The 23,227-nt window shown below is 67.9% G+C and carries 21 protein-coding genes and 2 riboswitches; of the genes, 14 read left to right on the plus strand and 7 right to left on the minus strand.

Features of this window, described 5'->3' with window-relative positions:
- Positions 1-172: 172 nt before the first annotated feature.
- Positions 173-1,726, minus strand: a complete 1,554-nt coding sequence (locus BJ970_RS13655) for a PucR family transcriptional regulator (protein ID WP_184726608.1) — start codon at positions 1,724-1,726, stop codon at positions 173-175.
- Positions 1,727-1,836: 110 nt separating this feature from the next.
- Positions 1,837-1,941: riboswitch (glycine riboswitch) on the plus strand.
- Positions 1,942-2,040: riboswitch (glycine riboswitch) on the plus strand.
- A gap of 47 nt (positions 2,041-2,087) precedes the next feature.
- On the opposite strand from BJ970_RS13655, the gene gcvH reads away from it, so the two are divergent.
- The 4 genes from gcvH to BJ970_RS13675 all read left to right on the plus strand — a co-directional run bounded on the left by gcvH (position 2,088) and on the right by BJ970_RS13675 (position 5,125).
- On the plus strand, positions 2,088-2,459 hold the full coding sequence (gcvH, locus tag BJ970_RS13660; protein WP_184726609.1) for a glycine cleavage system protein GcvH: 372 nt from the start codon (positions 2,088-2,090) through the stop codon (positions 2,457-2,459).
- Between the two features lie 28 nt (positions 2,460-2,487).
- Positions 2,488-3,843 carry an L-serine ammonia-lyase gene (locus BJ970_RS13665; protein WP_184726610.1) on the plus strand — a complete coding sequence of 452 codons (1,356 nt, stop codon included), beginning with the start codon at positions 2,488-2,490 and terminating at the stop codon, positions 3,841-3,843.
- A gap of 398 nt (positions 3,844-4,241) precedes the next feature.
- Positions 4,242-4,712 (plus strand): MarR family winged helix-turn-helix transcriptional regulator, encoded by a 471-nt coding sequence (locus BJ970_RS13670; protein ID WP_312864239.1) that lies wholly within the window; start codon positions 4,242-4,244, stop codon positions 4,710-4,712.
- Positions 4,709-5,125 carry an organic hydroperoxide resistance protein gene (locus BJ970_RS13675; RefSeq protein WP_184726611.1) on the plus strand — a complete coding sequence of 139 codons (417 nt, stop codon included), beginning with the start codon at positions 4,709-4,711 and terminating at the stop codon, positions 5,123-5,125. Before BJ970_RS13670 ends, BJ970_RS13675 begins: the two co-directional genes overlap by 4 nt.
- Position 5,126: 1 nt before the next feature.
- Here BJ970_RS13675 and BJ970_RS13680 read toward each other — a convergent pair whose 3' ends face one another.
- The 3 genes from BJ970_RS13680 to BJ970_RS39445 form a co-directional block, all read right to left on the minus strand.
- Complete coding sequence (locus BJ970_RS13680; protein ID WP_184726612.1) at positions 5,127-5,456, minus strand: YidH family protein; 330 nt, start codon at positions 5,454-5,456, stop codon at positions 5,127-5,129.
- Between the two features lies 1 nt (position 5,457).
- On the minus strand, positions 5,458-5,850 hold the full coding sequence (locus tag BJ970_RS13685) for a YidH family protein (protein WP_184726613.1): 393 nt from the start codon (positions 5,848-5,850) through the stop codon (positions 5,458-5,460).
- 96 nt (positions 5,851-5,946) lie between these two features.
- Positions 5,947-6,483, minus strand: a complete 537-nt coding sequence (locus BJ970_RS39445; protein WP_184726614.1) for an SSI family serine proteinase inhibitor — start codon at positions 6,481-6,483, stop codon at positions 5,947-5,949.
- A 209-nt stretch (positions 6,484-6,692) separates the two neighbouring features.
- Here BJ970_RS39445 and BJ970_RS13695 point away from each other — a divergent pair, with 209 nt between their 5' ends.
- Complete coding sequence (locus BJ970_RS13695; protein ID WP_184726615.1) at positions 6,693-8,009, plus strand: MFS transporter; 1,317 nt, start codon at positions 6,693-6,695, stop codon at positions 8,007-8,009.
- 28 nt (positions 8,010-8,037) lie between these two features.
- Here BJ970_RS13695 and BJ970_RS13700 read toward each other — a convergent pair whose 3' ends face one another.
- Positions 8,038-9,753 carry an AMP-dependent synthetase/ligase gene (locus BJ970_RS13700; protein ID WP_184726616.1) on the minus strand — a complete coding sequence of 572 codons (1,716 nt, stop codon included), beginning with the start codon at positions 9,751-9,753 and terminating at the stop codon, positions 8,038-8,040.
- 132 nt (positions 9,754-9,885) lie between these two features.
- Positions 9,886-10,602, minus strand: a complete 717-nt coding sequence (locus tag BJ970_RS13705; protein WP_184726617.1) for a MerR family transcriptional regulator — start codon at positions 10,600-10,602, stop codon at positions 9,886-9,888.
- A 100-nt stretch (positions 10,603-10,702) separates the two neighbouring features.
- Here BJ970_RS13705 and BJ970_RS13710 point away from each other — a divergent pair, with 100 nt between their 5' ends.
- The 8 genes from BJ970_RS13710 (at position 10,703) to BJ970_RS13740 (ending at position 19,866) form a co-directional block, all read left to right on the plus strand.
- Complete coding sequence (locus BJ970_RS13710) at positions 10,703-11,836, plus strand: CaiB/BaiF CoA transferase family protein (protein ID WP_184726618.1); 1,134 nt, start codon at positions 10,703-10,705, stop codon at positions 11,834-11,836.
- A gap of 220 nt (positions 11,837-12,056) precedes the next feature.
- A complete protein-coding gene (locus BJ970_RS13715; protein WP_184726619.1) occupies positions 12,057-13,199 on the plus strand; it encodes an acyl-CoA dehydrogenase family protein in 1,143 nt (380 codons plus the stop codon).
- Positions 13,200-13,255: 56 nt separating this feature from the next.
- Positions 13,256-14,419 (plus strand): alkaline phosphatase family protein, encoded by a 1,164-nt coding sequence (locus BJ970_RS13720; protein ID WP_184726620.1) that lies wholly within the window; start codon positions 13,256-13,258, stop codon positions 14,417-14,419.
- A 6-nt stretch (positions 14,420-14,425) separates the two neighbouring features.
- Positions 14,426-14,815 (plus strand): oxygenase MpaB family protein, encoded by a 390-nt coding sequence (locus BJ970_RS39980; RefSeq protein WP_376775033.1) that lies wholly within the window; start codon positions 14,426-14,428, stop codon positions 14,813-14,815.
- The gene (locus BJ970_RS13725; protein WP_376775119.1) at positions 14,755-15,387 is read left to right on the plus strand and encodes an oxygenase MpaB family protein; all 633 of its coding nucleotides are present in this window, start codon (positions 14,755-14,757) and stop codon (positions 15,385-15,387) included. Before BJ970_RS39980 ends, BJ970_RS13725 begins: the two co-directional genes overlap by 61 nt.
- 401 nt (positions 15,388-15,788) lie before the next feature.
- The gene (locus BJ970_RS13730) at positions 15,789-17,291 is read left to right on the plus strand and encodes an FAD-linked oxidase C-terminal domain-containing protein (protein WP_184726621.1); all 1,503 of its coding nucleotides are present in this window, start codon (positions 15,789-15,791) and stop codon (positions 17,289-17,291) included.
- Positions 17,291-18,547, plus strand: a complete 1,257-nt coding sequence (locus BJ970_RS13735; protein ID WP_184726622.1) for an FAD-binding oxidoreductase — start codon at positions 17,291-17,293, stop codon at positions 18,545-18,547. The genes BJ970_RS13730 and BJ970_RS13735 overlap by 1 nt, the downstream gene beginning before the upstream one ends.
- The gene (locus BJ970_RS13740) at positions 18,547-19,866 is read left to right on the plus strand and encodes a (Fe-S)-binding protein (RefSeq protein ID WP_184726623.1); all 1,320 of its coding nucleotides are present in this window, start codon (positions 18,547-18,549) and stop codon (positions 19,864-19,866) included. Before BJ970_RS13735 ends, BJ970_RS13740 begins: the two co-directional genes overlap by 1 nt.
- Positions 19,867-19,963: 97 nt before the next feature.
- On the opposite strand, the gene trpD is transcribed toward BJ970_RS13740, so the two are convergent.
- Positions 19,964-21,073, minus strand: coding sequence for an anthranilate phosphoribosyltransferase (gene trpD / locus BJ970_RS13745; protein ID WP_312864240.1), 1,110 nt, complete (start codon positions 21,071-21,073; stop codon positions 19,964-19,966).
- Between the two features lie 938 nt (positions 21,074-22,011).
- On the opposite strand from trpD, the gene BJ970_RS13750 reads away from it, so the two are divergent.
- The gene (locus BJ970_RS13750; protein ID WP_184726625.1) at positions 22,012-23,226 is read left to right on the plus strand and encodes an acetyl-CoA C-acetyltransferase; all 1,215 of its coding nucleotides are present in this window, start codon (positions 22,012-22,014) and stop codon (positions 23,224-23,226) included.
- Position 23,227: the final 1 nt, after the last annotated feature.

Below are 23,227 nucleotides of genomic sequence, written 5' to 3' on the forward strand. Positions count from 1 at the left end.
AGGAAGGTTCCCTTCCACGCCGCACCGAGGAGTGTCCTTGCCCGGCGGTGACAGAAAGGTTCCCTTGCTCTGGGGCGTGTCCGCGCATCCGCGGTGACAGGAAGGTTCCCTTCAGCTGATCCGCTGTCGCGCGGCTCATCGCGGTGGGAGTGACAGAAAGGTTCCCTTGCTCTCAGCCGTGCTGCGCCCAGCGGTCGGCCAGCAGTTGTACGAGCAGTGCTGAGCGGACATCGGGGTCTTCGAGGTCGATGTCGACGTGTTGGGCGAGCCGCTTCATCCGGTACCGGAAGGTGTTCGGATGCACGCGCAACTCCCGGCTCGCCTGTCGTGGATCGCCGGGATGGCGCAGCCAAGCGTGCAGGGTGGCCAGGTACTCCGTGCCCTGCATGCGGTCGTGTTCGCGCAGCATCGGCACCGGCCCGAGGGTGCCGATGCCGGCATCAGTCGCCGCCCCGGCCATCCGGCTGAGCACCAGCAGGTGCCAGTTGTCCTCGTACACCGCCACCCGATCCTGCAACTGGCCGGTGCGCAGCAGACTGATCAGCTCCTCGGCCTGCGATCGGGATTGCGGCAGTTCAGCGACCGCTACCGCGGTGCCTACCGCGATCAGCGGGCGTGGCGACACGTCGTGGGATATGAGCGCTTGCCGCAGATCCGGCCACCCGCCGGTGCGGGCCCGGTCGGGCACGAGTGCGTAAAGCATGGTGCCGATCTCGGTGACCAACGGGCGCCGTCCGATCCCACGTGTGATCCATTCCCACATCGCCAGCCGATGCCCCTCCGCTGGGCCTGCGGACGACGGCATTTCAATGGCCACGACCCGATGGGTCTCGCTGGGCACCGCTAACTCGTTGGCGGCAGCCCGCCATCCTTCACCGCCCTCCAGCAGCACTCGGACCTGCTCGGCGGATCGTCGTCGCTCCGCGTCTGCCACGGCCCGCCACCGCAGCAATTGCAGTGCGACCAGCGGCGCGGTATCGGCGAAGGCGGTGGAGCGTTCTTCCGAGACCTCACCGGGCACCACGGCCCACATCGAGCCGAGCAGTTCGCCGCCCATCCGGATCGGCACCACAAGCCGCGGCAACGTACCGTCCTGCTGGGCGGGCACGAAGATCGCCGAACTGCCCTTGCTGATCTGCCGGAACGTGCCGCGCGCCCGGAACTTGGCGAGCACATCGTCGGGCTGCTTGCGACCCATGATCGTCGACACCCGCGCCGAATCGGTGAGGTCTTGCCGGGCCGAATACGCCAGGACCTGCGAATGCGCATCCTCGATCGTGACCGGCGCATCCACCACGTCGGCCACCGCATCGGCGAGCCGGAACAAATCGCCCACCCCGCTGCTGCGCGTGTCTTCTTCGATGCCCGTTCCGGCCAGCGCGGCACGTATCAACCAAACCAACTGCGCCCAAGCGGTACCGGGCCGAACCTCGACCAGGGCCACCCCGGCCCGCTCGGCTGCGGTGGCCACGGCGTCATCCGCGGCGATCGGCGGTTTCAGCAGCACCGCTGCGGCGCCCTGCGTACCGCAAACCCGCGTCAGCTCCACCGCTTTCTCGCGACCCGTGACGGCCACACCAAGGACGAGATCACCGCCCGCCGCAGTCGGCGGCTGATCGGGCTCGGCGATGACGACATCCCCTACGCAGACGGTCGGGTCCGGGACGATCACGGCGCGCAGCAGCGTCGGCCCGACCCGCTCGACCAGCGCCCGGATCTCCAGCATCCCCGGCCTCCTGATATCGGGGGCCGCCACGGGTCGAAGGGGGAGGGCATTGACACCAGGGCTGGCCCGTTTATCGTTGCTGAGCACATCGACAATCGCATACCGGCCGTTGACCCCGTGCGGGAGAGACCCTGCGAGCTCGCGCCGAGCCGCCAGGGCGCCGAAGGAGCAAGACTCCCCACAAACTCTCAGGCATCCATGACCGTTCGGGCGAGGCAACTCTGGAAAGCGTGCGTCCTCGTTGACGCTCCACCCACGGTGCAAGCCGCGACAGCCACGGCGAAGCTCTCAGGTTCCGCAACAGAGGGGGAGGCCCAGCAACTGGCATGCCCGTGCCCCGACAGCGATGGAGCCTCCCGAGATGTCTCTGCCTGCCCACCTGCGTTACACCGAAGAGCACGAGTGGCTTGAGGACCGCGACGAGCTGGTCCGGATCGGCATCACGCAACACGCCGCGCAAGCGCTCGGCGACATTGTCTATGTGCAACTGCCCGAGGCCGGCAAGCAGATCGAAGCCGGCCAGGCCTGCGGCGAACTCGAGTCCACCAAATCCGTCAGCGACCTGTTCGCGCCGGTGACGGGCGAGGTCGTGGCCATCAACGAGTCCGTCGTGGACGACCCGGCGCTGGTCAACGCCGACCCGTTCGGCGAGGGCTGGCTGCTCGAAGTGCGCGCCACCGCAACCGGTTCGCTGCTCACCGCCGAGCAGTACGCGGACCTGGTCGCGGAGTAGCGGGGGCAGGCGAGGCAGGAGGCGATCAATGGCGATCAGTGTCTTCGACCTGTTCTCGGTGGGCATCGGGCCGTCCAGTTCGCACACCGTCGGCCCGATGCGCGCAGCGAAGCTGTTCGCGCAACGCCTGCACAGCGCGGGCCGGTTGCCGCAGGTCAAGAGGATCAAGGCGGAACTGTTCGGTTCGCTCGGGGCGACCGGGCACGGGCACGGCAGCCCGAAAGCGGTGTTGCTTGGTCTGGAGGGGCACAGTCCCGAGACCGTCGACCCGGCGGCCGTCGAGGACCGTGTGGTGGAGATCAAGCAGACCGGGCGGCTGCGCCTCGACGGGGTGCAGGAGATCCGGTTCACCGTGGACCGCGACCTGGTGATGCATCGGCGCAAGTCCCTGCCGTTGCACCCCAACGGGATGCGGTTCACCGCGACCGGCACCGACGATGCCCCGCTGGAAAGTGCGGTGTTCTATTCGGTGGGCGGCGGCTTCGTCGTCGACGAGGGAGCCAGCGGAGCCGATCGGATCAAACCGGACGAGACCGCGGTGCGCTACCCGTTCCGCACCGGTGCTGAACTGCTGACCCGAACCGCCGAGTCAGGGCTGCCGATCAGTGGTGTCATGTTGGCGAACGAGCTGTCGTGGCGCGACGAAGACGCCGTGCACAAGGAGCTGCTAGGCATTTGGCAGGTCATGCGGGAATGCGTGGATAACGGATGCCGCAAGTCCGGCGAACTGCCCGGCGGGCTCAAGGTACGGCGTCGGGCGGCGGAACTGGCCGCTTCGCTCACCGATCGGGACGACCCGTTGGAGTGGGTCACGCTCTTCGCACTCGCAGTGAACGAGGAGAACGCGGCCGGTGGGCGGGTGGTGACCGCGCCGACGAACGGGGCGGCGGGGATCGTGCCCGCGGTACTGCACTACTACATGCGGTTCGTGCCCGGCGCTGACGACGCCGGTGTAGTGCGGTTCCTGCTCGCGGCGGGCGCGGTCGGTGTGCTGTTCAAGGAGAACGCGTCGATCTCTGGGGCCGAGGTTGGCTGTCAGGGCGAGGTCGGATCCGCGTGCTCAATGGCCGCCGCGGGGCTCGCCGAGGTGCTCGGCGGAACCCCGAGCCAGGTGGAGAACGCCGCGGAGATCGCGATGGAGCACAATCTCGGGCTCACCTGCGACCCGATCGGTGGTCTGGTGCAGATCCCGTGCATCGAGCGCAACGCGGTCGCGTCTGTGAAGGCGATCACGGCGGCGCGGATGGCACTGCGCGGCGACGGCACCCATTTCGTCTCGCTGGACAAGGTGATCAAGACGATGCGGGAGACCGGCCGGGACATGAAGGTCAAGTACAAGGAGACGGCACGCGGCGGTCTGGCCGTCAACGTCATCGAATGCTGACCACGCCGCGCGACCGGTGAGCATGGGAACTTTCCTGTCACCGGTCGCGCCCAGCACTCCTGCGGCGCGGGGAACGTTCTTGCGCCCCCGGCCTTGGCCCCGGTGAGTTTGTTCCTCGAGATCCGTTTCTCGGAGTGCAGGGCGTATCTGAAAACCCGGAAGCCGACGCCCACCTGAAGATCCGTACCCGACCCGCGTACTCGGCTCGCGGACGGTGTGACAGAAAGGTTCCCTTCCTCCCAGCGTCCCCGGGGTCGTGGGCTGGGTTTGGCAGGAAGGTTTTCTTGCTCGTTCGCCGGGCACCAACTCGGTGCTGGTTGACAGGAAAGTTCCCATGCTGTCAATCGGGAGGGCACAATTTGGTTGTGTGCAATTTAGTTTTGCGCTATCTTGTTCGTGTGGCTGACTCGCAGTTGACCTTGGATCGGCAGGTGTGCTTTGCGCTTTACAGCGCTTCGCGGGCGTTCACCGGCCTGTACCGGCCGTTGCTGGCCGAGCTCGGCCTGACGTATCCGCAGTACCTGGTGATGTTGGTGCTGTGGGAGCGCGGGTTGGTCACGGTGAAAGAGCTCGGCGCCGCGCTGCGGCTGGATTCCGGCACGTTGTCGCCCTTGCTGAAGCGGCTAGAGGCACGCGGTTTGATCACGCGGCAACGCAGCGCTACGGACGAGAGGTCTGTGGCCGTGGCATTGACAACGGACGGCTCGGAGCTGCGGGAGCGGGCTCAGCGCATCCCCGACCGGATGGTGTCCGGGACCGGGCTGGAGGTCGACGAACTGGCCCAGTTGCGGTCCACATTGGAGCGCCTGACGGTCGCGCTGGATGCGGCACAGCGAGAGGCGGAAGGCAAGCAGGAGGTAGGACGATGACAGTGCTCTACACGGCAGAAGCGACGGCGACCGGTGCCGGTCGGGACGGGCGGACTCGTTCCTCGGACGGGGTTATCGACCTCGACCTCGCGGTGCCTAAGGAACTGGGTGGCGCCGGTGGCGCCGCGACCAACCCCGAGCAGCTCTTCGCCGCCGGGTACGCGGCGTGCTTCCACAGTGCGCTGCAACTGGTGGCGCGCCGAGCCAAGGCCGATATCGCCGATTCGTCGGTCACGGCCCAGGTCGGCATCGGGCGCAACGGCGGCGGATTCGGCCTCAGCGTTGCTCTGGTAGTCGACCTCCCCGGCGTGCCGCGCGAGCAGGCGCAGGAACTCGCCGCCGCAGCTGACGAGGTCTGCCCGTACTCGAACGCGATTCGCGGCAATGTCGAGATCGAACTGCGGGTGGCCTGATTCAAGCGAACAGCACGTAGATCAGGCCAGAGCAGCCGGCCAGCACCGAAAGGGCGGCCACCGCGGCGGGCAGCGCGCCGCCTGGCAGCGGGGTCTCCGCGTGCAGCCTGCGTTCGTTGCGGAGGTGTCGGCGCCAGACAAGCCAGCTGATGGTGATCCCGAGCGGCAGCGTGAGCACACCGCAGGCCGCGGCCGCGATCGTGCTTTCGTGTCCGATTAGCCGCAGCAGCACCAGCATGCCGGCGACGAAGGCAAGCGTGGTGCGCAGCCAGGCCAGGGTGGTGCGCTCGACCTGCAGCCCGGGATCCCAGGGGCCAGTGGGGCGCTCCACGTCAGAGTCCCGTCACGAACAGCAGGACGCAGGCGGCGACGCCGACCGCACCGAGCCCGTAGCCGAGCACCGGTGCCAGCCGTGGCGCGGGCAGCGGCCGTCCGCGCCGCAGGGCTCGTTCTGTGACCATCCACCGCGTGAAAGCCGTTGCGCTGCTAAGCACCCCGGCGAGTAGCAGTAAGATCGCCAACGCGGTCCGGAATGGACTCGGTCGGTCGGTGACCGCGTTCAGGGCCTCGATGCCCACACCGCCCGCCATCAGGGCGAGTGCGGTGCGGATCCAGGCCAGGAAGGTGCGTTCGTTGGCGAGGGTGAATCGGGGATCGGGCTCGGAGCCGTCCCGGTACAACCGTCGTGGCCAGCGCGAATCGCAGTCTTCTGGGTCGGTCGCCATGAGTTCACGGTAACGCTCCCGGATGGTGGAACGAGAGCGGTCCTCGCGGGTCACGGCCGGTGGCGGGCCCCGCACGAACGGGGCCCGCCGGTGCTGTCAGAAGGAGAACACCTTCCCGGTCGCCGCCTTGGCCACGCATTCGTTGGAGTAGGTCTTCTCGAAGGTGACCGGTTGACCGCGCCAGTTACCTGTCGCGATCAGTGTCACCGGCCGGTGGTCCAGTTGACATATGGAGTGACCGCCACTGAGCTGGTTGAAGTCGCCCTTCACGTTGCTGAGCTCTTGGCAGGCGTCGGTTGCGAACGGGTGCGAGCCGCCCGTCGGTTCGCAGGTCAAGAAGGCGGTGCGGGTGCCATCACCGCGCAGTTCGCCCCGGACCGAGAGGTTCATCATGGTGCCGGTCGTTGCCGACGCGGGTTGCGCGTGGGCGAGCGCCGGTGCCAGAGCGGTGCCGACCAGAGTTGCGGCGGCAAGGAGCGTTCGGCCGATCAGCTGTTGTGCAGCCATCTCGTCAATCCTCCTGGATGGTTGAGCAGACGATTCGCTTTCCTTTATCGCCGCAGCCGCGTCAATCGCCGCACCTTCGTCCCGTAGATCGCTGAAAAGTGTTTCGCCCGAACCGGTTTCAATCACGACGTGTCACAACATGGTGCAGCCCGGCTGGGCCGGAAGTCGCCCATAAGCGGTGAGCTGCTCGATAAGGTGGTGAACCGATCGTCGATCATTGGCGTTGTTGTCCGGGACCACGCGACGTCGGGCGGACTGCTTGCGGCTCTCCCCGATTCGGCGTTGTGATCCACAACACAATTCGGGCAGTGTGTCCGCAACAGCAAGGAGGCCTGATGGCGACGGTACCCACGGGGCCGGACAGCGCCACGGTGCGCAAGGCGGCGTTCGCCAGCGCGGTGGGCAACACCATCGAGCTTTACGACTTTCTGATCTACGGCACCGCTGCGGCCGTGGTGTTCAAAAAGTTGTTCTTCCCCGCCGATGGCCCGTGGGTGGGGGAGTTGCTGGCGTTCGCCACGTTCGGCGCCGGGTTCCTGGCGCGGCCGATGGGGGCCGGCGTGATCGGGCATTTCGGTGACGTGGTCGGCCGCAAGCTGATACTGGTCATCACGCTGAGCGTGACCGGCGTGTGCACTGCGGCGATCGGACTGCTGCCCACCTACCAGGAGGTCGGCGTCTGGGCACCGGTAATGCTCGTGGTGCTGCGGCTGGTGCAGGGCTTCTTCCTCGGCGGCGAGCAGGGGGGCGCGGTGCTGATGGCCGTCGAACACGCGCCGCCGCACCGGCACGGGTGGTACGGCGGGTGGACCTTCCTGGGATCGCCGAGCGGCCTGTTCCTGGCCACCGGAGCGTTCGCCGGCGCCACGGCGATCTCCGGCGACGCGTTCCTCACCTGGGGATGGCGGGTGCCGTTTCTGGTGAGCCTGGTGCTGGTGGGGGTGGGCCTGTACGTGCGGCTGAGGCTGGCCGAAAGCCCCGAGTTCACGAAGATCCGGCAGCGCGGCGAGCGGGCCCGGCTGCCGGTCGCCGAGGCGTTCGCCCGTTCTTGGCGGCAAATTCTGCTGTCGGCCGGGGTAAACCTGGGGTTCAACACGTTCATCTTCATCCTGACCACCTTCCTGCTGACCTACGGCACCGAGAAGCTCGGCGTGACCCGCGACGTCATGCTGCTCGGCAGCCTCTGCGGGTCGGCCGCGCAGATCGCCGGGATCCTGCTGTTCTCCCACCTCTCGGACCGGCTCGGCCGCCCCCGCGTGATGCTGGGCGGCGGGATTTTCCTCGCGGTGTACGCGTTTCCGATGTTCTGGCTGCTGGACACCGCGAGCCCGGCGCTGATCGTGCTGGCGATGACGCTGGGATACGCCGGCTCGGCGGCGGTTTTCGGGCCGATGGCGGCATTCTGCGCCGAACTGTTCGCCACGAAGGTCCGCTACACCGGGGTGTCCTTGGGCTACCAGAGCGGTTCTGTTCTGGGCGGCGGCTTGTCCCCGGTAGTGGCGACAGCACTGCTCACCCTCTCGGGCGGGCAGTCCTGGCCCATCGCGGCGTACCTGGTGATCGGCGCGTTGATCACAGTCACCTGCCTGGTCATCACCGGTGAACCCACCCGCTGGGCCCGCGCGGACGAAACCGAGCCCGCGACGGCCTGAGCCGTCAGCATGGCAACCTTGCGTGCGGTCACTCGCCGTAGAGTTGGTCGATGATGTCGGCGTACTTCTCGTGGATTACCCGGCGCTTGAGCTTCAACGTCGGCGTCAGTTCGCCGCCTTCGATGCCCCAGGGCTGGTCGAGGATCCGGTAGCGTTTGACCTGCGCGGACGGGTTCAGCCGGTCGTTCGCGGCCCGTACTGCCTCTTCCACTTCGGATCGGACGGCGGGGTGCTCGGCCAGCTCGGTGCGGTCCAGGAAGGTGATGCCCCGCTCGCGAGCCCATTGCGGCGCGGTGTCCTCGTCGAGCACCAGCAGCGCGACGAGGTACGGGCGGCCGTCGCCGAACACCAGCACGTGCCCGATCAACGGATGGGCCCGGAGCGCTCTCTCCACTGAGGCGGGCGCGATGTTTTTGCCCTCGGCCGAGATGATCAGCTCCTTCTTGCGGTCGGTGATGGTCAGGAAGCCGTCGTCAAGTGCCCCGACATCACCGGTGTGCAGCCACCCGTCGGCATCGGCGGCCGGCCGGATCACCCCGTCCGGTTGCAGGTAACCCGCGCACACCAGCGGCCCGCGCACCAGCACTTCCCCATCCGCCGCGACGCACACCTCCACGCCCGGCACGGCCCGGCCGACGGTGCCCGGACGGCGGGCACCCGCACGGTTGGTGGTGACGCAGCCGGTGGTTTCGGTCAGACCCCAGAGTTCGAAGATGTCCACGCCGACGGTGCTGAAGAACTCCAGTACGGAGTTATCGATCGGGGCGGCGCCGCTGGAGGGCCACACGGCGCGGTCCAGCCCGATGCGTGCTCGTAGCTCGCGCAGCCCTTGTGGACTGGTGTTTTGTTCGGTCGGGACCTCCTGCAGCGCGGCGGCAAGCTTCTCCCACGTCCTCGGGACAGCGAAGAACTGCGTCGGCCGGGCGCGGGTCAGGGCTGCGAGAATTCGTCCTTGATCGGCGCAGAAATGCACGTGGGCGACGTCGTGGATCGCCGTGTAGAGACCGACCATCCGCTCCGCGATGTGCGCCAGCGGCAGATAGCACAGCCTCGGCGCGTGCCGTTCGGGCTGCGTGACCTGGTGCTGCGCGGCGGCGGCGAAGCAGATGTTGCGGTGGGTGAGCACCACGCCTTTTTGGTCACCGGTGGTGCCGGAGGTGTAGAGGATCGCGGCCGGGTGTTCGGGCGTGACGGCGCTCCAGGCTCGCCGCACCAGCTCGGGATCGTCCCGCAAACGCTGCTCTCCCAGCAGCCGCAGGCGTTCCCAGGTCCGGAACCGATGATCGGCGCCCACCATCGCCGCCTCATCGAGTACCACGATGTGTTCGACGGTGGACGCGTTGCGCAGGACCTTGGAGAAGCGCCGAAGTTGATCGGCCCCATCGAGCACGACCACCCTGGCCCGGCTGTGCTGGGCAATGTAGTGCACCTGGTCCTGGCTGAGCGTGGGATACAGGGTGCTGGGCACCGCGCCAAGATGGGTGGCCGCGACATCGATCAGCCAGTGTTCGGCACGGTTCGCCATCATGATCAACATAGTTTGGCCGCGTTGCAGCCCGAGCGCCGCGAGCCCGGCGGCTAGCGTGTGAACCTCGCGCTGCGCTTCGGCCCAGGTCCAGGTGCGCGGTTCGCGTCCGGCATCGGTCAGCGCCGGACGCTGCGGGAACTCCGCGGCGTTGCGTGAGAACAGTTGCGGAACGGTCGTTTCCAGCGCGGCGGTGACCCAGGCTTCCGAAGCGCTCATCGCAGCTGGTCTCCCCTCAGTGGGTACTTGGAAGTGACATGCGCCACGACGCGATGAAACCTCATCGCGGTCCTCGTTGGCCAGCATCAAATGCTGGAATCGAGCGCCGTTCGCTCACTCGATCCGGTCGAATCAGACGTGGTCGCGGATCACGTCGTTGACGGCACGCTGAAATCCGTTGACCAAGACCTGGATGGTCAGTGGTCGCAACTGATCGGTCGCGGCGCGAACCCGCTCGCGCTCGTCCTCCGGCCGACCGTGCTCGACGTACGGGCGCAGTACGTTCGCGGCGAACAACTCGCGCAGTTCGGCGGCGATCTGCGCGGTGTGCTGTTCGACGATTCCCTTGGCCTGCACCAGCATTTCCAACGGCAAGTCGAGATCGAGGATCTGTAGCCCAGCGCCCAGCATCGCGGGTGCGGGCAGCCGCAGCCGAGTGGAGTCCGGAATTCGTTGCAGGATACCGAGTTCGATCAGCTGATCGACCAGCCTGTCGTCGAGGTGCTGACCGGCGCGGCGGTCGACTTCGTGCCGCTCCAGGTCCTCGGCGTGGTCGTCGGTCCACGGCGCGATCAGCGCGCGCTGCAACGCGAGCTCGTCGGGCGAGGCGTCGGCGGGGATGCGTTCCAGGTGGCGTTCGATCGCCGACAACGTGAAACCGAGCGCCTGCAGTTCGCGGATCAGGTCGAGCCGGGCCAGATGATCGCGGCCATAAAGGCCAAGCCTGCCGCGCAGTCGGGGCGGCGGCAACAGGCCACGCGAGGAATAGAACCGGACGGTGCGCACGGTGACTCCGGCGCGGGCGGCCAGTTCGTCGATGGTGAGCTCTTCGTCCGCAGTTCGGAGCATGCCCGAAACGTTACTCCTTGACCGCTGTGACACAAACGGTGTAACACTGATTGCGTCGTGATTCTTGTGGTGCGCGACACAGGCTGCGGAGAGGTGTGGCGTGACGGGAACAGGCGGACCGCTCGCCGGGACCAAGGTTGTCGAGCTGGCCGGTATCGGCCCGGCGCCGTTCTGCGCGATGTTGCTGGCCGACCTCGGCGCCGACGTGGTGCGAGTGGACCGGCCCACGGCTGCGCGCGGCAAGACGGACCTGCTCAATCGGGGCAAGCGTTCCGTGCAGGTCGACCTCAAGCACGAGCGCGGCGCCGATGCGGTGCTATCGCTGGTCGAGCGCGCCGACGCGCTGTTGGAGGGGTTGCGCCCCGGTGTCGCCGAACGGCTGGGTGTCGGGCCGGAACAGTGCTGGGCGGTCAACCCGAAGCTGGTTTACGGGCGGATGACCGGCTGGGGCCAGCAGGGTCCGCTGGCGTCCACCGCGGGCCACGACATCGACTACATCGCGCTCACGGGCATGCTGCACGCGATCGGCCGCGAGGGCGGCCCGCCGCAGGTCCCGGCGAACCTGCTCGGTGATTTCGGCGGCGGCGCGATGTACCTGGCGGTCGGCGTGCTCGCCGCGCTGCTGGAAGCCCGCACCAGTGGTCTCGGCCAGGTCGTGGATGCGGCCATTGTGGACGGTGCGGCACACCTGGGCACCATGCTTTTCGGATTCCTGGTCACCCGCGACTGGAGCACCGAGCGCGGCACGAATCTGCTCGACACCGGCGCCCCCTTCTACGACGTCTACGAAACCGCCGACGGTGCCTACGTTTCGGTCGGCGCGCTGGAGCCGCAGTTCTATGCCGAGCTGCTGGACCGGCTGGGACTGGCGGGCGAAATGCCCGATCGTGACGACAGGGCGAACTGGCCAGAGCTGCGCGAGCGGTTCGCCGAGACCTTCCGGCAACGCACCCGGCAGGAATGGACCGAGGTGTTCGCCGGCTCCGATGCGTGCGTTGCTCCGGTGCTTTCGATGGCGGAGGCCGAATCGCACCCGCACATCGAGGCCCGGGAAACCCTGGTGCGGCGCGACGGCACCTTGCAGCCGGCGCCCGCGCCGCGGTTCAGCCGCACCCCCAACCCGCCGCCCGGGCCGGTGGCCGAGCCGGGCGCCGACGCGGAGGCGGTGCTGCGGGACTGGGCGGTCCCGCCCGAACTGGTCGAATCCGGTGCTTTCGGGGCGGGCGAGTCATGAGCGGCGCAGCCGCGGACGCCCGCCGAGCGGGAGAAGGATGGCAGGAAGGTTCCCTTCCTCGCAGCCAACCGCACCCGAGTGCCGGGCGGAGTACCGGAGCATGCCTCGGGTCGGCGGGTGACAGGAAGGTTCCCATGCTGCGGCTTTGCCGGGGCTGCGGTGACAGGAAGGTTCCCTTCCTCGCATGATCGGCACGAACACCGAAAGGAGGCGTGAACCGATGCGCAGGGAACTGTTCGAGCCCGAGCATGAGGCGTTCCGCGAGACGGTGCGCACCTTCGTCAACAAGGAACTCGTGCCGCACGTCGAGGAGTGGGAAGCCGCCGGAATGGTCAGCCGCGAGTCGTGGCGGGCCGCCGGGGAACACGGGCTGCTGGGCTTCGCCGTCGATGAGCGCTACGGCGGCGGTGGCGTCGACGACTTCCGGTTCAACACCGTCTTCGACGAGGAGCTCGTCAACGCGGGCATCTCCGGCTTCGGTTCCCCGCTGCACAACGACATCATCGCGCCGTACCTGAGCAAACTGGCCAACGACGAGCAGAAGCAGCGTTGGCTGCCCGGGTTCTGCCGGGGCGAGATCATCACCGCGATCGCCATGACCGAACCGGGCGCCGGCAGCGACCTGCAGGGCATCCGCACCACAGCAGTACGCGACGGCGACGACTACGTCCTCAACGGGCAGAAGACGTTCATCAGTAACGGCATCCTCGCCGACCTGGTGATCGCGGTGGCCCGTACCGCCCCGGACGCGGGCCACCAAGGCATCAGCCTGCTGGTCGTGGAGCGCGGCATGCCCGGCTTCGAACGCGGGCGCAACCTCGACAAGATCGGCCAGAAGGCGCAGGACACCGCCGAACTGTTCTTCAACGATGTGCGGGTGCCGGCACGCAACCTGCTCGGCGAGGAAGGCAAGGGCTTCATCTACCTGATGCAGAACCTGCCGCAGGAGCGGCTGTCGATCGCGGTGGCCTCGGCCGCCGCCGCCGAGAAGATCCTGGCGATCACCAAGGACTACTGCCGGGATCGCACCGCGTTCGGACGCCCCATCGGCACGTTCCAGCACATCCGGTTCGAGCTGGCAGAGATGGCCACGGAGGTCGAGATCGGCCGCGTGTTCACCGATCGTTGCGTCCAGGACCACGTTCGCGGTGAACTGGACGCTGAGCACGCCGCAATGGCGAAGTGGTGGCTCAGCGAACTGAACAAGCGGGTCGTGGACCGCTGCCTGCAACTGCATGGCGGCTACGGCTACATGACGGAATACCCGGTCGCCAAGGCGTATTTGGATTCCCGGATCCAGACGATCTACGGCGGCACCACCGAGATCATGAAGGAGATCATCGGGCGGTCGATGGGATTCTGACAGTCGGGCTCCGGCCCGATCGCGCGACCACGCGGGCGGAGGGGAGACAGGGTGCCATGGACTGGATCGTCGCTCCTGATCACGACGGGCGAGCGCTGCCCGACGTCCTGCCGTCGCTGCTCGGCGCGATGGGCGTGGCGGGGTTCGCCGACACCATCGGATTCCCGGACTGCCGAACCGCCGGTGTCCTGTTGATCGACGGACTCGGCCGGGACCTGCTGCGCGAGCACGCCGCGGATGCCCCGTTCATGGCGAGTCTGCTGACCCTGCCGCCCCTGAAGGCGGGCTTTCCGACCACGACGGTCACCAGCATCACCTCGCTGGGCACGGGACTCTGCGCCGGGGAGCACGGTCTCGTCGGCTACAGCTTCGCCGAACCCTCCGGCGGCCTGCTGCACCCGTTGAGCTGGGCAACGCATGGCACGGTGGGCGACTCCGCCGGAAGCCGTCGCAGCCTGCTCGACCAATGGCCACCGGAGCAGGCCCAGCCGACCCCGACGATGCTGGAACGAGCGGCCGCAGCAGGCGTTGACGTCCGAACTGCCGTGCCTGCGGAATTCAAGAACACCGGACTGACCAGGGCGGCGTTTCGCGGCGCTGTTTTCCGGGGCCTGCACGCCTTGGGTGATCTCGCCGCCGAACTCCTCACAGCGCTCGGTGCCGACGGTCCGGGGTTGTGCTACGGCTACCACGGGCACCTCGACCTGCTCGGGCACATGCACGGCCCCGGATCGCTGCCGTGGCGCCTGCAACTGACGCTGCTGGACCAGTTGGTGGCGACGTTGGCCGAGCGACTACCGCCCGCAGCGGTGCTGACGGTGATCGCCGATCACGGCATGGTCCAGGTCGACCCGGCCGAAGCAGTCGACGCCGACACCGATCCCGCACTGCAAGCCGGTGTCCGGCTGCTCGGCGGCGAAGTCCGCGCCCGCCACGTCTACGTCGAGCCCGGTGCGCTGACCGATGTTCATTCCGCGTGGCAGGAGACGATCGGCGAGCGAGGCGTGGTGCTCACCGGTGAGCAGGCGATCGACGAGGGCTGGTTCGGTCCCGTCGTAGCCGATTCGGTGCGCCCGCGCATCGGCGATGTGCTGGCGATCATGCGTGATTCCGGGGTGATCCGTTCGGTGGTCGAACCGGGCGAGTCCGCGCTGCGCGGGCATCACGGCTCGCTTACCTCGGCCGAACAGTTAGTACCGGTGCTGGTGTTGGGTGGGTGAGCACCGGTGCGTGACGAAGGGCTATTCGGGCCGCAGACCGTGACCTGGCAGCTGCACGCCGATCCGACGATGTGGATCGCCGGAATCTGCGGCCTGTACTTGCAGGCACTGCATCCCCTGGCGGTGGCGGCGGTCGTGCAGAATTCCCGGTTTCGGGAAGACCCGCTGGGACGCCTGATGCGCACCGCAAACTTCGTCGCCGCAACCACCTACGGTACGACTGCCGAAGCCGAGTCCGTCGCCGCACGGGTCCGCCAGGTGCACCGCACGCTCCGCGCGACCGACCGGCGAACCGTGCCCAGATCCGCCTGGACGATCCGGACCTGTTGCGCTGGGTGCATTGCGCCGAGATCGCCTCGTTCGCCGGCGTGGTGCGGCATGCGGGATTCCCGCTGACCGACGCGCAACTCGACCGGTACTTCGACGAGCAGCGTCGCATTGCCGCCTTGGTCGGGCTCGACCCGGCGGAGGTGCCGGGAACCAGCCGCGAAATGGCGGAGTACTTCAAGCAGGTCCGGCCCGAGCTGCGGCGAACGGCCGATTCCGAGCTGGTCTACCGCTTCCTGCACCAACCATTCGCGTCGTGGTGGCTCCTGCCGGCGAACGGCTACCTGCCGCTCTGTCACTTGGCGTACTCGGCGCTGCCGGCCTGGGCGCGCAAGCTGCACGGCCGCCCGGCGTTCCCGGCCCCGGTGGTTGCGACCGGGCTGTATGGACTCCGCGCCGCAGGACTCGCGGCGCCGGGCAAGGTGCTTCCGCTATCCGGAAGGCACCTACAGCGTGCCGTGGACCCGCCTGGGCGAGAGGGCCCTGCCGTCGATCAAAGCCCTCGCCCACCTGTAGCGCGACGGGTCGAACGCCTCGGGAGCAAGGGAACCTTCCTGTCATGCCTGGCGCGCGGGGAGTGCGAGGATGGGAACTTTCCTGTCACCACCCCGCGTCAGCGGGCCTCTGCGACATTGGCCTAGCAGGCGGTTGGAGCTGTCCGCGCAGTCGATGCGGACGAACAGGTCGTCGGGTGAAAGGTCGGGCCAAGCAGCACATCGCGGATCGACCACCTTGTTCTTCCTGCGATCACGTAACCCCGCGGCGCTGCGCAACTGATCGGCTTGCTGGACTTGCGCCTCGAAGGGGCACAGCGTCTCCTGGACGGCGTTCGGAAGCGCTCGGCATCTGGGGGCCTCTCTTACGGGTGCCTGCCGGTTCGGAGCGAAGTCCGCGAAAGATCGTCTCGAATCCGGGCCACGGGGCACAATCGGGACGAAGAGGCCAAGTTGTCCGACTCTTGTATCTATGTTGTGAACAACCTATGGTTCCCGATGACCGGAACGGATTTTCCGTAAAACGGAATTCACCCGGGAGGCTGAGCATGCAGTCGACCAGCGTCGAAGCCGAGCAAACAGCGCTCGTACGGCGCGCGCTCGATCAAGTCGTTCAGCGGTTCCACGCGGCACTGCCGCCGAACGCGGTGATCACCGATCCCCAGAGACTGCGCACCTACGAGTGCGACGGGCTGGCGAGCTATCGGGTCGTGCCCGCCGTCGTGGTGCTGCCGGAGACCGCCGAGCAGGTCCGCGAGATCGTCCGGATCTGCGCCGAGCACCAGGTCCCGTTCGTGGCCCGAGGATCCGGCACGGGCCTGTCCGGCGGGGCGTTGCCGCACGCTTCGGGCGTGCTGGTCGTGACCTCGAGGATGCGGCGAATCCTGGAGATCGACCTCGCCAATGAGCGGGCCGTCGTGGAACCCGGCGTCACCAATCTCGACGTCACGAAAGCTGTCGCCGCGCAGGGGTACTACTTCGCACCCGACCCCTCCAGCCAACAGGTGTGCTCGGTGGGCGGCAATGTCGCGGAGAACTCCGGCGGCGCACACTGCCTGAAGTACGGCTTCACCACCAACCACATCCTCGCGCTGGAAGTGGTCACGCCGGACGGCGACTTCGTCGAACTCGGCGGCACGGCGCGCGACACTCCCGGATACGACCTGCTGGGCGCGTTCATCGGCAGTGAAGGCACGCTCGGCGTGGCCACCAAGATCACCGTGCGGCTCCTGCGTAAACCCGAGGTGGTGCAGACCCTGCTGGCGGGGTTCCCGTCGACCGACGAGGCGGGTGCGGCGGTGTCGGCGATCATCGCCGACGGGGTCACGCCGGCGGCGATCGAGATGATGGACGCGCTGGCCATCGAGGCCGCCGAACAGGCCGTGCAGTGCGGCTACCCGGAAGGCGCGGGGGCGGTGCTGGTCGTCGAACTGGACGGCCCGGCCGCCGAGGTCGAGCACACCTTCGACGAGGTCAAGCGGCACTGCGACGAGCACGGTGCGTTCGAAATCCGGGTCGCCGCGGACGACCACGAGCGGGCAATGATCTGGAAAGGACGCAAATCCGCCTTCGCTGCAGTAGGCCGCATCAGCCCCGACTACATCGTGCAAGACGGGGTGATTCCGCGCACCGCGCTGCCCGAGGTGCTCGGCCGCATCTCCCGGCTGTCGGCCGAATCCGGCGTGCGGGTCGCGAACGTCTTCCACGCCGGCGACGGCAACCTGCACCCGCTGGTGCTCTTCGACGATGCCGAACCGGGCGCAAACGAGCGGGCCGAGGCCGTCTCCGCCGCGATCCTCGATCTGTGCATCGAGCACGGCGGCTCGATCACCGGCGAACACGGCGTCGGTGCGGACAAGGTCAAGTACATGGGCCGGATGTTCACCGCAGACGACCTCGACACCATGCAGCGCGTGCGCTGCGCCTTCGACCCGGTCGGGATCTGCAACCCGGGCAAGGTTTTCCCGACGCCGAGGCTCTGCGGCGAGGTGCCCGGGCCCCGGCGTGGCGTGCACCCACTGACCGAAGCGGGATTGGCGGACCAGTTCTGATGCCCACAACCACGAAGGACACCGCGCACGAAGCACTGGTCGCCGCGCTGGGCGCCGACTGCGTGCGGGAAGCGACGAAGGCCGACGCCGTGTCCGGCGTCCATCCGCAATGGGTGGCCACTGTGGACGGAACCGAGCGGACGTCGATAGCGATGCGGATCGCCGCCGAGCACGGCCTGCGCGTGGTGCCCAGAGGGTCGGGCAGCAAACTCGACTGGGGCAGGGCGCCGGGCGCGGTGGATCTGCTGCTCGATGTGTCGGCCGCCGACGATGTTGTCGACCACGCCGCGGGCGACTTAGTGGTGCATGCGCTGGCGGGAACTCCGATCGCCAAGGTCAACAACACGGTCTGCGCCGCCGGGCAGCAGTTGGCGATCGACCAGCCGCTGCCGACCGCGACGCTGGGCGGTGTCATCGCCACCGGCACCGCGGGACCGTGTCGGCACCTTTTCGGCGGGGTGCGCGACCTGCTCATCGGCATCACGGTCGTGCGGGCCGATGGCACGGTGACCACCGCGGGCGGCAAGGTCGTCAAGAACGTCGCCGGCTACGACCTCGGCAAGCTCTACACCGGCTCCTTCGGCACGCTCGGCGTGATCACCGAGGCGGTGTTCCGGTTGCACCCGGTCGCCGCAGAACACCGCTGGATCACCATCACCGCCGATACCCACGAGGATTCGGCGGCCGCCGCCGACGTCGTGCGCCACTCCCAGGCGATGGCCACCGCCATCGAACTCGACCGGGCCGAACCCGACGGGCCGATCACGGTGTGCGCGCAGCTCGAAGGCAGGCCCTCCGCCACGCACGATCGCGCGCTCAAGCTCGCCGCCGCCCTCGGGCACGGCGCAGAGGTGCTGGAGCAGGCTCCGTCGTGGTGGGGCCGCTACCCCTTCGACCCGGACAACGGCATCGGCCTGCGCCTGGGCGCCGAACCGACGGCGCTTCCCCAGCTCCTCACCGCTGCGCAAGAAGCTGCCGCGACGAGCGGCCTGCCGTTGGCGATCCGTGGCGCCGCTGGGCTCGGCGTGCTGCACGCCGGGTTGCCCGGCGATGCCGATGCGGCCGCCATCGCCGAACTCGTCAAGTCACTACGCGCTGCCTGCGAGTACGCGGTGCTGGTCCGGGCGCCGCAGGATGCCGTCATCGACCTTTGGGGGCCGATCGCACCCGGTTTGCTGACGCTGATGCGTCGGACCAAGGACCAGTTCGATCCGGAGCACCGGCTCGCCCCTGGCCGGTTCGTGGGAGGAATCTGATGAGCGAGACCCCCGCCCGCCCGGGCGCCTTCGACGCCCTGCACCCGCCGCAGCGCGAGCTCGTCGACGACTGCGTCCACTGCGGATTCTGCTTGCCCAGCTGCCCGACCTATGACCTGTGGGGCGAGGAGATGGACTCGCCGCGCGGACGCATTTACCTGATGAAGGAGGGGTTGGAAGGCGAGCCCCTGACCGACTCCATGGTCGGGCACTTCGACGCATGCCTTGGTTGCATGGCGTGCGTGACCGCCTGCCCGTCTGGGGTGCAGTACGGCACGCTGATCACCGAGACGCGGGCGCAGGTCCAGCGGCATCACCAACGCGGCCGTTGGGAACGACTACTGCGCACGGCGATCTTCACGCTGTTCCCGTACCCGCGTCGCCTCAAAGCGATGCGCGGACCGCTCGCGCTTTACCAGCGGCTCGGCATCGGAGCCCTGCTCAAGCGGTCCGGACTGCTGGCGAAGCTGCCGGCGGGGCTACAGGTGATGGAGTCCCTGGCGCCGCCGATCACCCGGGTGCCGAAGCTGGGGCACCGGGTCCCCGCACGGGGCAAGCGCCGCGCGGTCGTCGGGATGATCACCGGCTGCGTGCAGAGCGCCTTCTTCCCCGACGTCAACGCGGCAACGGCCCGCATCCTCGCCGCCGAAGGCTGCGACGTCGTGATCCCACCAGCGCAAGGGTGCTGCGGCGCGCTCAGCGAGCACGCCGGGCGCGAAGCCGAAGCGGTCAAGTTCGCCCGCGACCTGATGGACACCTTCGAGGAATCCGGTGTGGACTATGTCGTCGTCAACTCGGCTGGCTGCGGCTCCACGTTGAAGGAGTACCCGCGCCTGTTGCAAGACGACCCCGAATACGCCGAGCGCGCGGAGCGGTTCTCCGCTCGGGTGCGCGATATCGCCGAAGTACTCGTCGAACTCGGCCCCGTCGCAGAGCGGCACCCGCTGCCCGTTCGGATCGCCTACCACGACGCCTGCCATCTGGCGCACGGGCAAGGTATCCGATCGCAGCCGCGAGAACTGCTGCGGGCGATCCCCGGACTGGAGGTGCGGGAGATCAACCGCGGTGAACTGTGCTGTGGTTCCGCAGGGGTCTACAACCTGCTCCAACCGGAGGCCGCGCGTGAACTGGGCGACCGCAAGGCCGAGAACGTGCTGGACACCGGGGCGATGCTGCTGGTGACGGCGAACCCCGGGTGTTCGATGCAGATTCGCACCGCACTGGAGCGCCGGGGTGAGCACCTCGCGATGGCGCACACCGCGCAAGTGCTCGACGCGTCGATCCGGGGTCAGGGCGTCGAAACGCTGCTGCGCGGCTGACCGAGGGCCATGCGTGGTCGATTGCCGGCCCGCATCTTTCTAACGCCGTATCAAGCAATGTTGACTGGTAAGCGAGGACTGAAGATGCCGCGCGAGATCATGTGTCGGCTTTGGTCGTCTCGCGAGTCACGGTGATCCACCGATTCAAAGTCGCCTTGGCTGCTCCGGAATCGACGGCTTCGGCACACTGCGCCATCCCAGCGGCGAGTTGCTCGATGAGGCAGGCTCCGGAAGGGGCGACGGCCACGAGAGCTGCCGCGGCGTTGAGGAGTACCACATCACGCACCGGCCCGTGTTGCCCGTTGAGCAGATTTCGGACGATGCGGGCGTTGCTGGCCGCCCCGCCGCCGCGCAGCGCTGCGGGCTCGACGCGAGGAACACCCAGTTCACGAGGGTCGAGCAGAGTCGCCCTCGCGATGCCATCGCGCACTATCCAGACCTGGGAGGTGGCCGCCGTGGTGAGCTTGTCGAGACCGTCCTGACCCCGGACGACCAAGGCGGAGCAGCCGCGTGCCGCTAGGACGTCGGCGAGCACCGGCATCATCCTCGCATCGGCGACGCCGACCACCTGATGCCCAGGATTTGCGGGGTTGATCACCGGCCCCAGGATGTTGAAGACCGTCGGTACCGCGAGTTCCCGACGCACGGCGGCGACGTGGTGCAGAGCTGGGCTGTAGATCGGCGCGAATAGAAACGTGATGCCGGCCTCGGCCGCTATCCGCGCGGCCTGACTCGGGGTCAGTTCCAGCGATACGCCGAGTTGTTCCACCAGGTCGGCCGCGCCGCACGAAGACGATGACGCGGCTCGGCCGCCGTGCTTGACGACGGTCACCCCGGTGGCGGCCGCGACGATGGCGGCCATCGTGGAAATGTTGACCGCGCCGGTACGATCGCCCCCGGTGCCGACAATGTCGACGGTCGGTCCCGGGATCGTGACCTTCGTGCCGTACCTGGCGAGAGCATTCACCAGGCCGCAAACCTCTGAGCTGGTCTCGGTTTTGGCCCGAAGCGCGGTCAGGAAACCAGCGATCTGGGCGGTTGTCGCCTCGCCGCGGACCACCTGATCCATGACCCACGCTGTGTTCGCGTCGGTCAGGTCTCGGCCATCGAGCAGGCCGGAAAGTAATTCAGCCCATGAACGCGTGACTGGGCTTGCTGCGCGAGGGGAGTCGGTCGCGGCGGCGGTAGGGGGCGGTGTCGATGTCACAGCACTCCTCGGGTAGTCGGCCGTACCCGGCGAGGCCGCGTATCTCGACATGACAACGGTGGCCCCGTCGAGGCGGCTGTTGTCATATCGCGCAAGAACAGAGGCCGCCTAGGAGGCCGGCCACCAGCCGTTCAAACGCGTGATCACAAAGGGACTCTAAAGGGATCCCAGAGCCTTCAGCCAGTGATTTTTGCCAAGCACTCCTTCAACTCTCTGAACCGGACGGGCTCCTCGGCCCCGGAGGGACACTACTCCGGCGGAGGCGACTACTTCGGCCTGCTGGCGTTCGGGCACCTTTCCTCCTGCTGCCGCGAGCAGGACCCGGCATCGCCAGCCGCCCCCGCCAGAGCTCCTGGCAGGGCGCGAGCATGGGAACCTTCCTGTCACTTTGTATCGGCGCGCGCAGGTCTGCGGAGGGCTCGATCCGGCCCGGTCGGCGGTCGGTAAAGGAACGGGGTCGCCTCTTGTCCTGAATGGACGAATCTCGCGCATCTTGCGAGCTACACCGCGTCATCGGCGATGTACATGGTCGTGGCAGTGCTCGGGCCAAGAACCTTCCGCGAAGGAGCCTACTTCGCGAGGAACTCCCGTCCGGCCAACGCCGCTTCGGTGTAGCGCAGGACAGCCCTCGTCAGCGAGGCGGCGTGGCACACGGGCCGGCCGCCGGCGCGGGTGCCGTGCACCGGAGACGTGATCTTCGCGGAAAAAGGCTGTCGCTGGGCTCGCCCGGGCTGCGTGTGACAGGAAGGTTCCCTTGCTCTCGTCAGACGCGCGGATCCGGAGCCGCAAGCGATGACAGAAAGGTTCCCATGCTCGCGCCACCACCCCCCGCAAGGGTGCAACTGACCACTCGGCAGGCGCCGTCGGCCATTGACTGTGACAGTGTCGGTGTCACACTTTGTGTGGAGCACCCGCCGCAATGAGGAGGCACGCCACACATGTCCGAGGCGTTCGTCTACGACGCGATCCGCACACCACGCGGTCGCGGCAAGAAAACCGGGTCGCTGCACGGGGTCAAGCCGATCAGCCTGGTCGTGGGCCTCATCCGGGAACTGCAGCGGCGCCATCCGCAGCTGGATCCCGCACTGATCGACGACATCGTGCTGGGCGTGGTCTCGCCGGTCGCCGACCAGGGCGGCGACATCGCCAAGACCGCAGCGCTGGCCGCGGGCCTGCCCGAGACCGTCAGCGGCGTGCAGCTCAACCGCTTCTGCGCGTCCGGACTCGAAGCGGTCAACATCGCCGCCCAGAAAGTGCGCTCCGGCTGGGAGGACGCCGTGCTGGCCGGAGGCGTCGAGTCGATGTCCCGGGTCGCCATGGGTTCCGACGGCGGCGCCTGGGCGATGGACCCCGAGACCAACTTCGCCACCTCCTTCGTGCCGCAGGGCATCGGCGCCGACCTCATCGCCACCATCGAGGGTTTCGACCGGACCACTGTGGACGCCTTCGCCGCCGAGTCGCAGACCCGCGCCGCCAAGGCATGGGCCGACGGCCGCTTCGCCCGTTCGGTCGTGCCGGTCACCGACCGCAATGGCATCACCATCCTCGACCGCGACGAACACATCCGCGCGAACACCACCGTGGACAGCCTCGGCGAGCTGAAGTCGTCATTCGGCGATATCGGCGAACTCGGTGGGTTCGACGCCTTTGCGCTGCAGAAGTACCACTGGGTGGAGCGCATCGACCACGTGCACACCGCCGGCAACTCCTCCGGAATCGTCGACGGCGCCGCGCTGGTGTTGATCGGCGGCGAGTCCCTTGGCGAGCGCACCGGGCTGCGCCCGCGCGCCCGGATCGTCGCCGCAGCGCTCAGTGGCGCCGACCCGACGATCATGTTGACCGGCCCCGGCCCGGCTGTGCGCAAAGCGCTCGGCAAGGCCGATCTCAGCATCGACCAGATCGACCTGATCGAAATCAACGAGGCCTTCGCTTCGGTGCCGCTGAAGTTCATGAAGGAATTCGGTGTCGGCCACGAGAAGGTCAACGTCAACGGCGGGGCCATTGCCATGGGCCACCCGCTGGGCGCCACTGGGGCGATGATCCTGGGCACCCTCATTGACGAGCTGGAACGCCGCAACCTGCGCTACGGCCTGGTCACGCTGTGCATTGGCGGCGGTATGGGGATTGCGACTGTCGTCGAACGGATCGGCTGAA

It is taken from the genome of Saccharopolyspora phatthalungensis (genome assembly GCF_014203395.1).
In the GTDB taxonomy this organism is placed as follows: domain Bacteria; phylum Actinomycetota; class Actinomycetes; order Mycobacteriales; family Pseudonocardiaceae; genus Saccharopolyspora; species Saccharopolyspora phatthalungensis.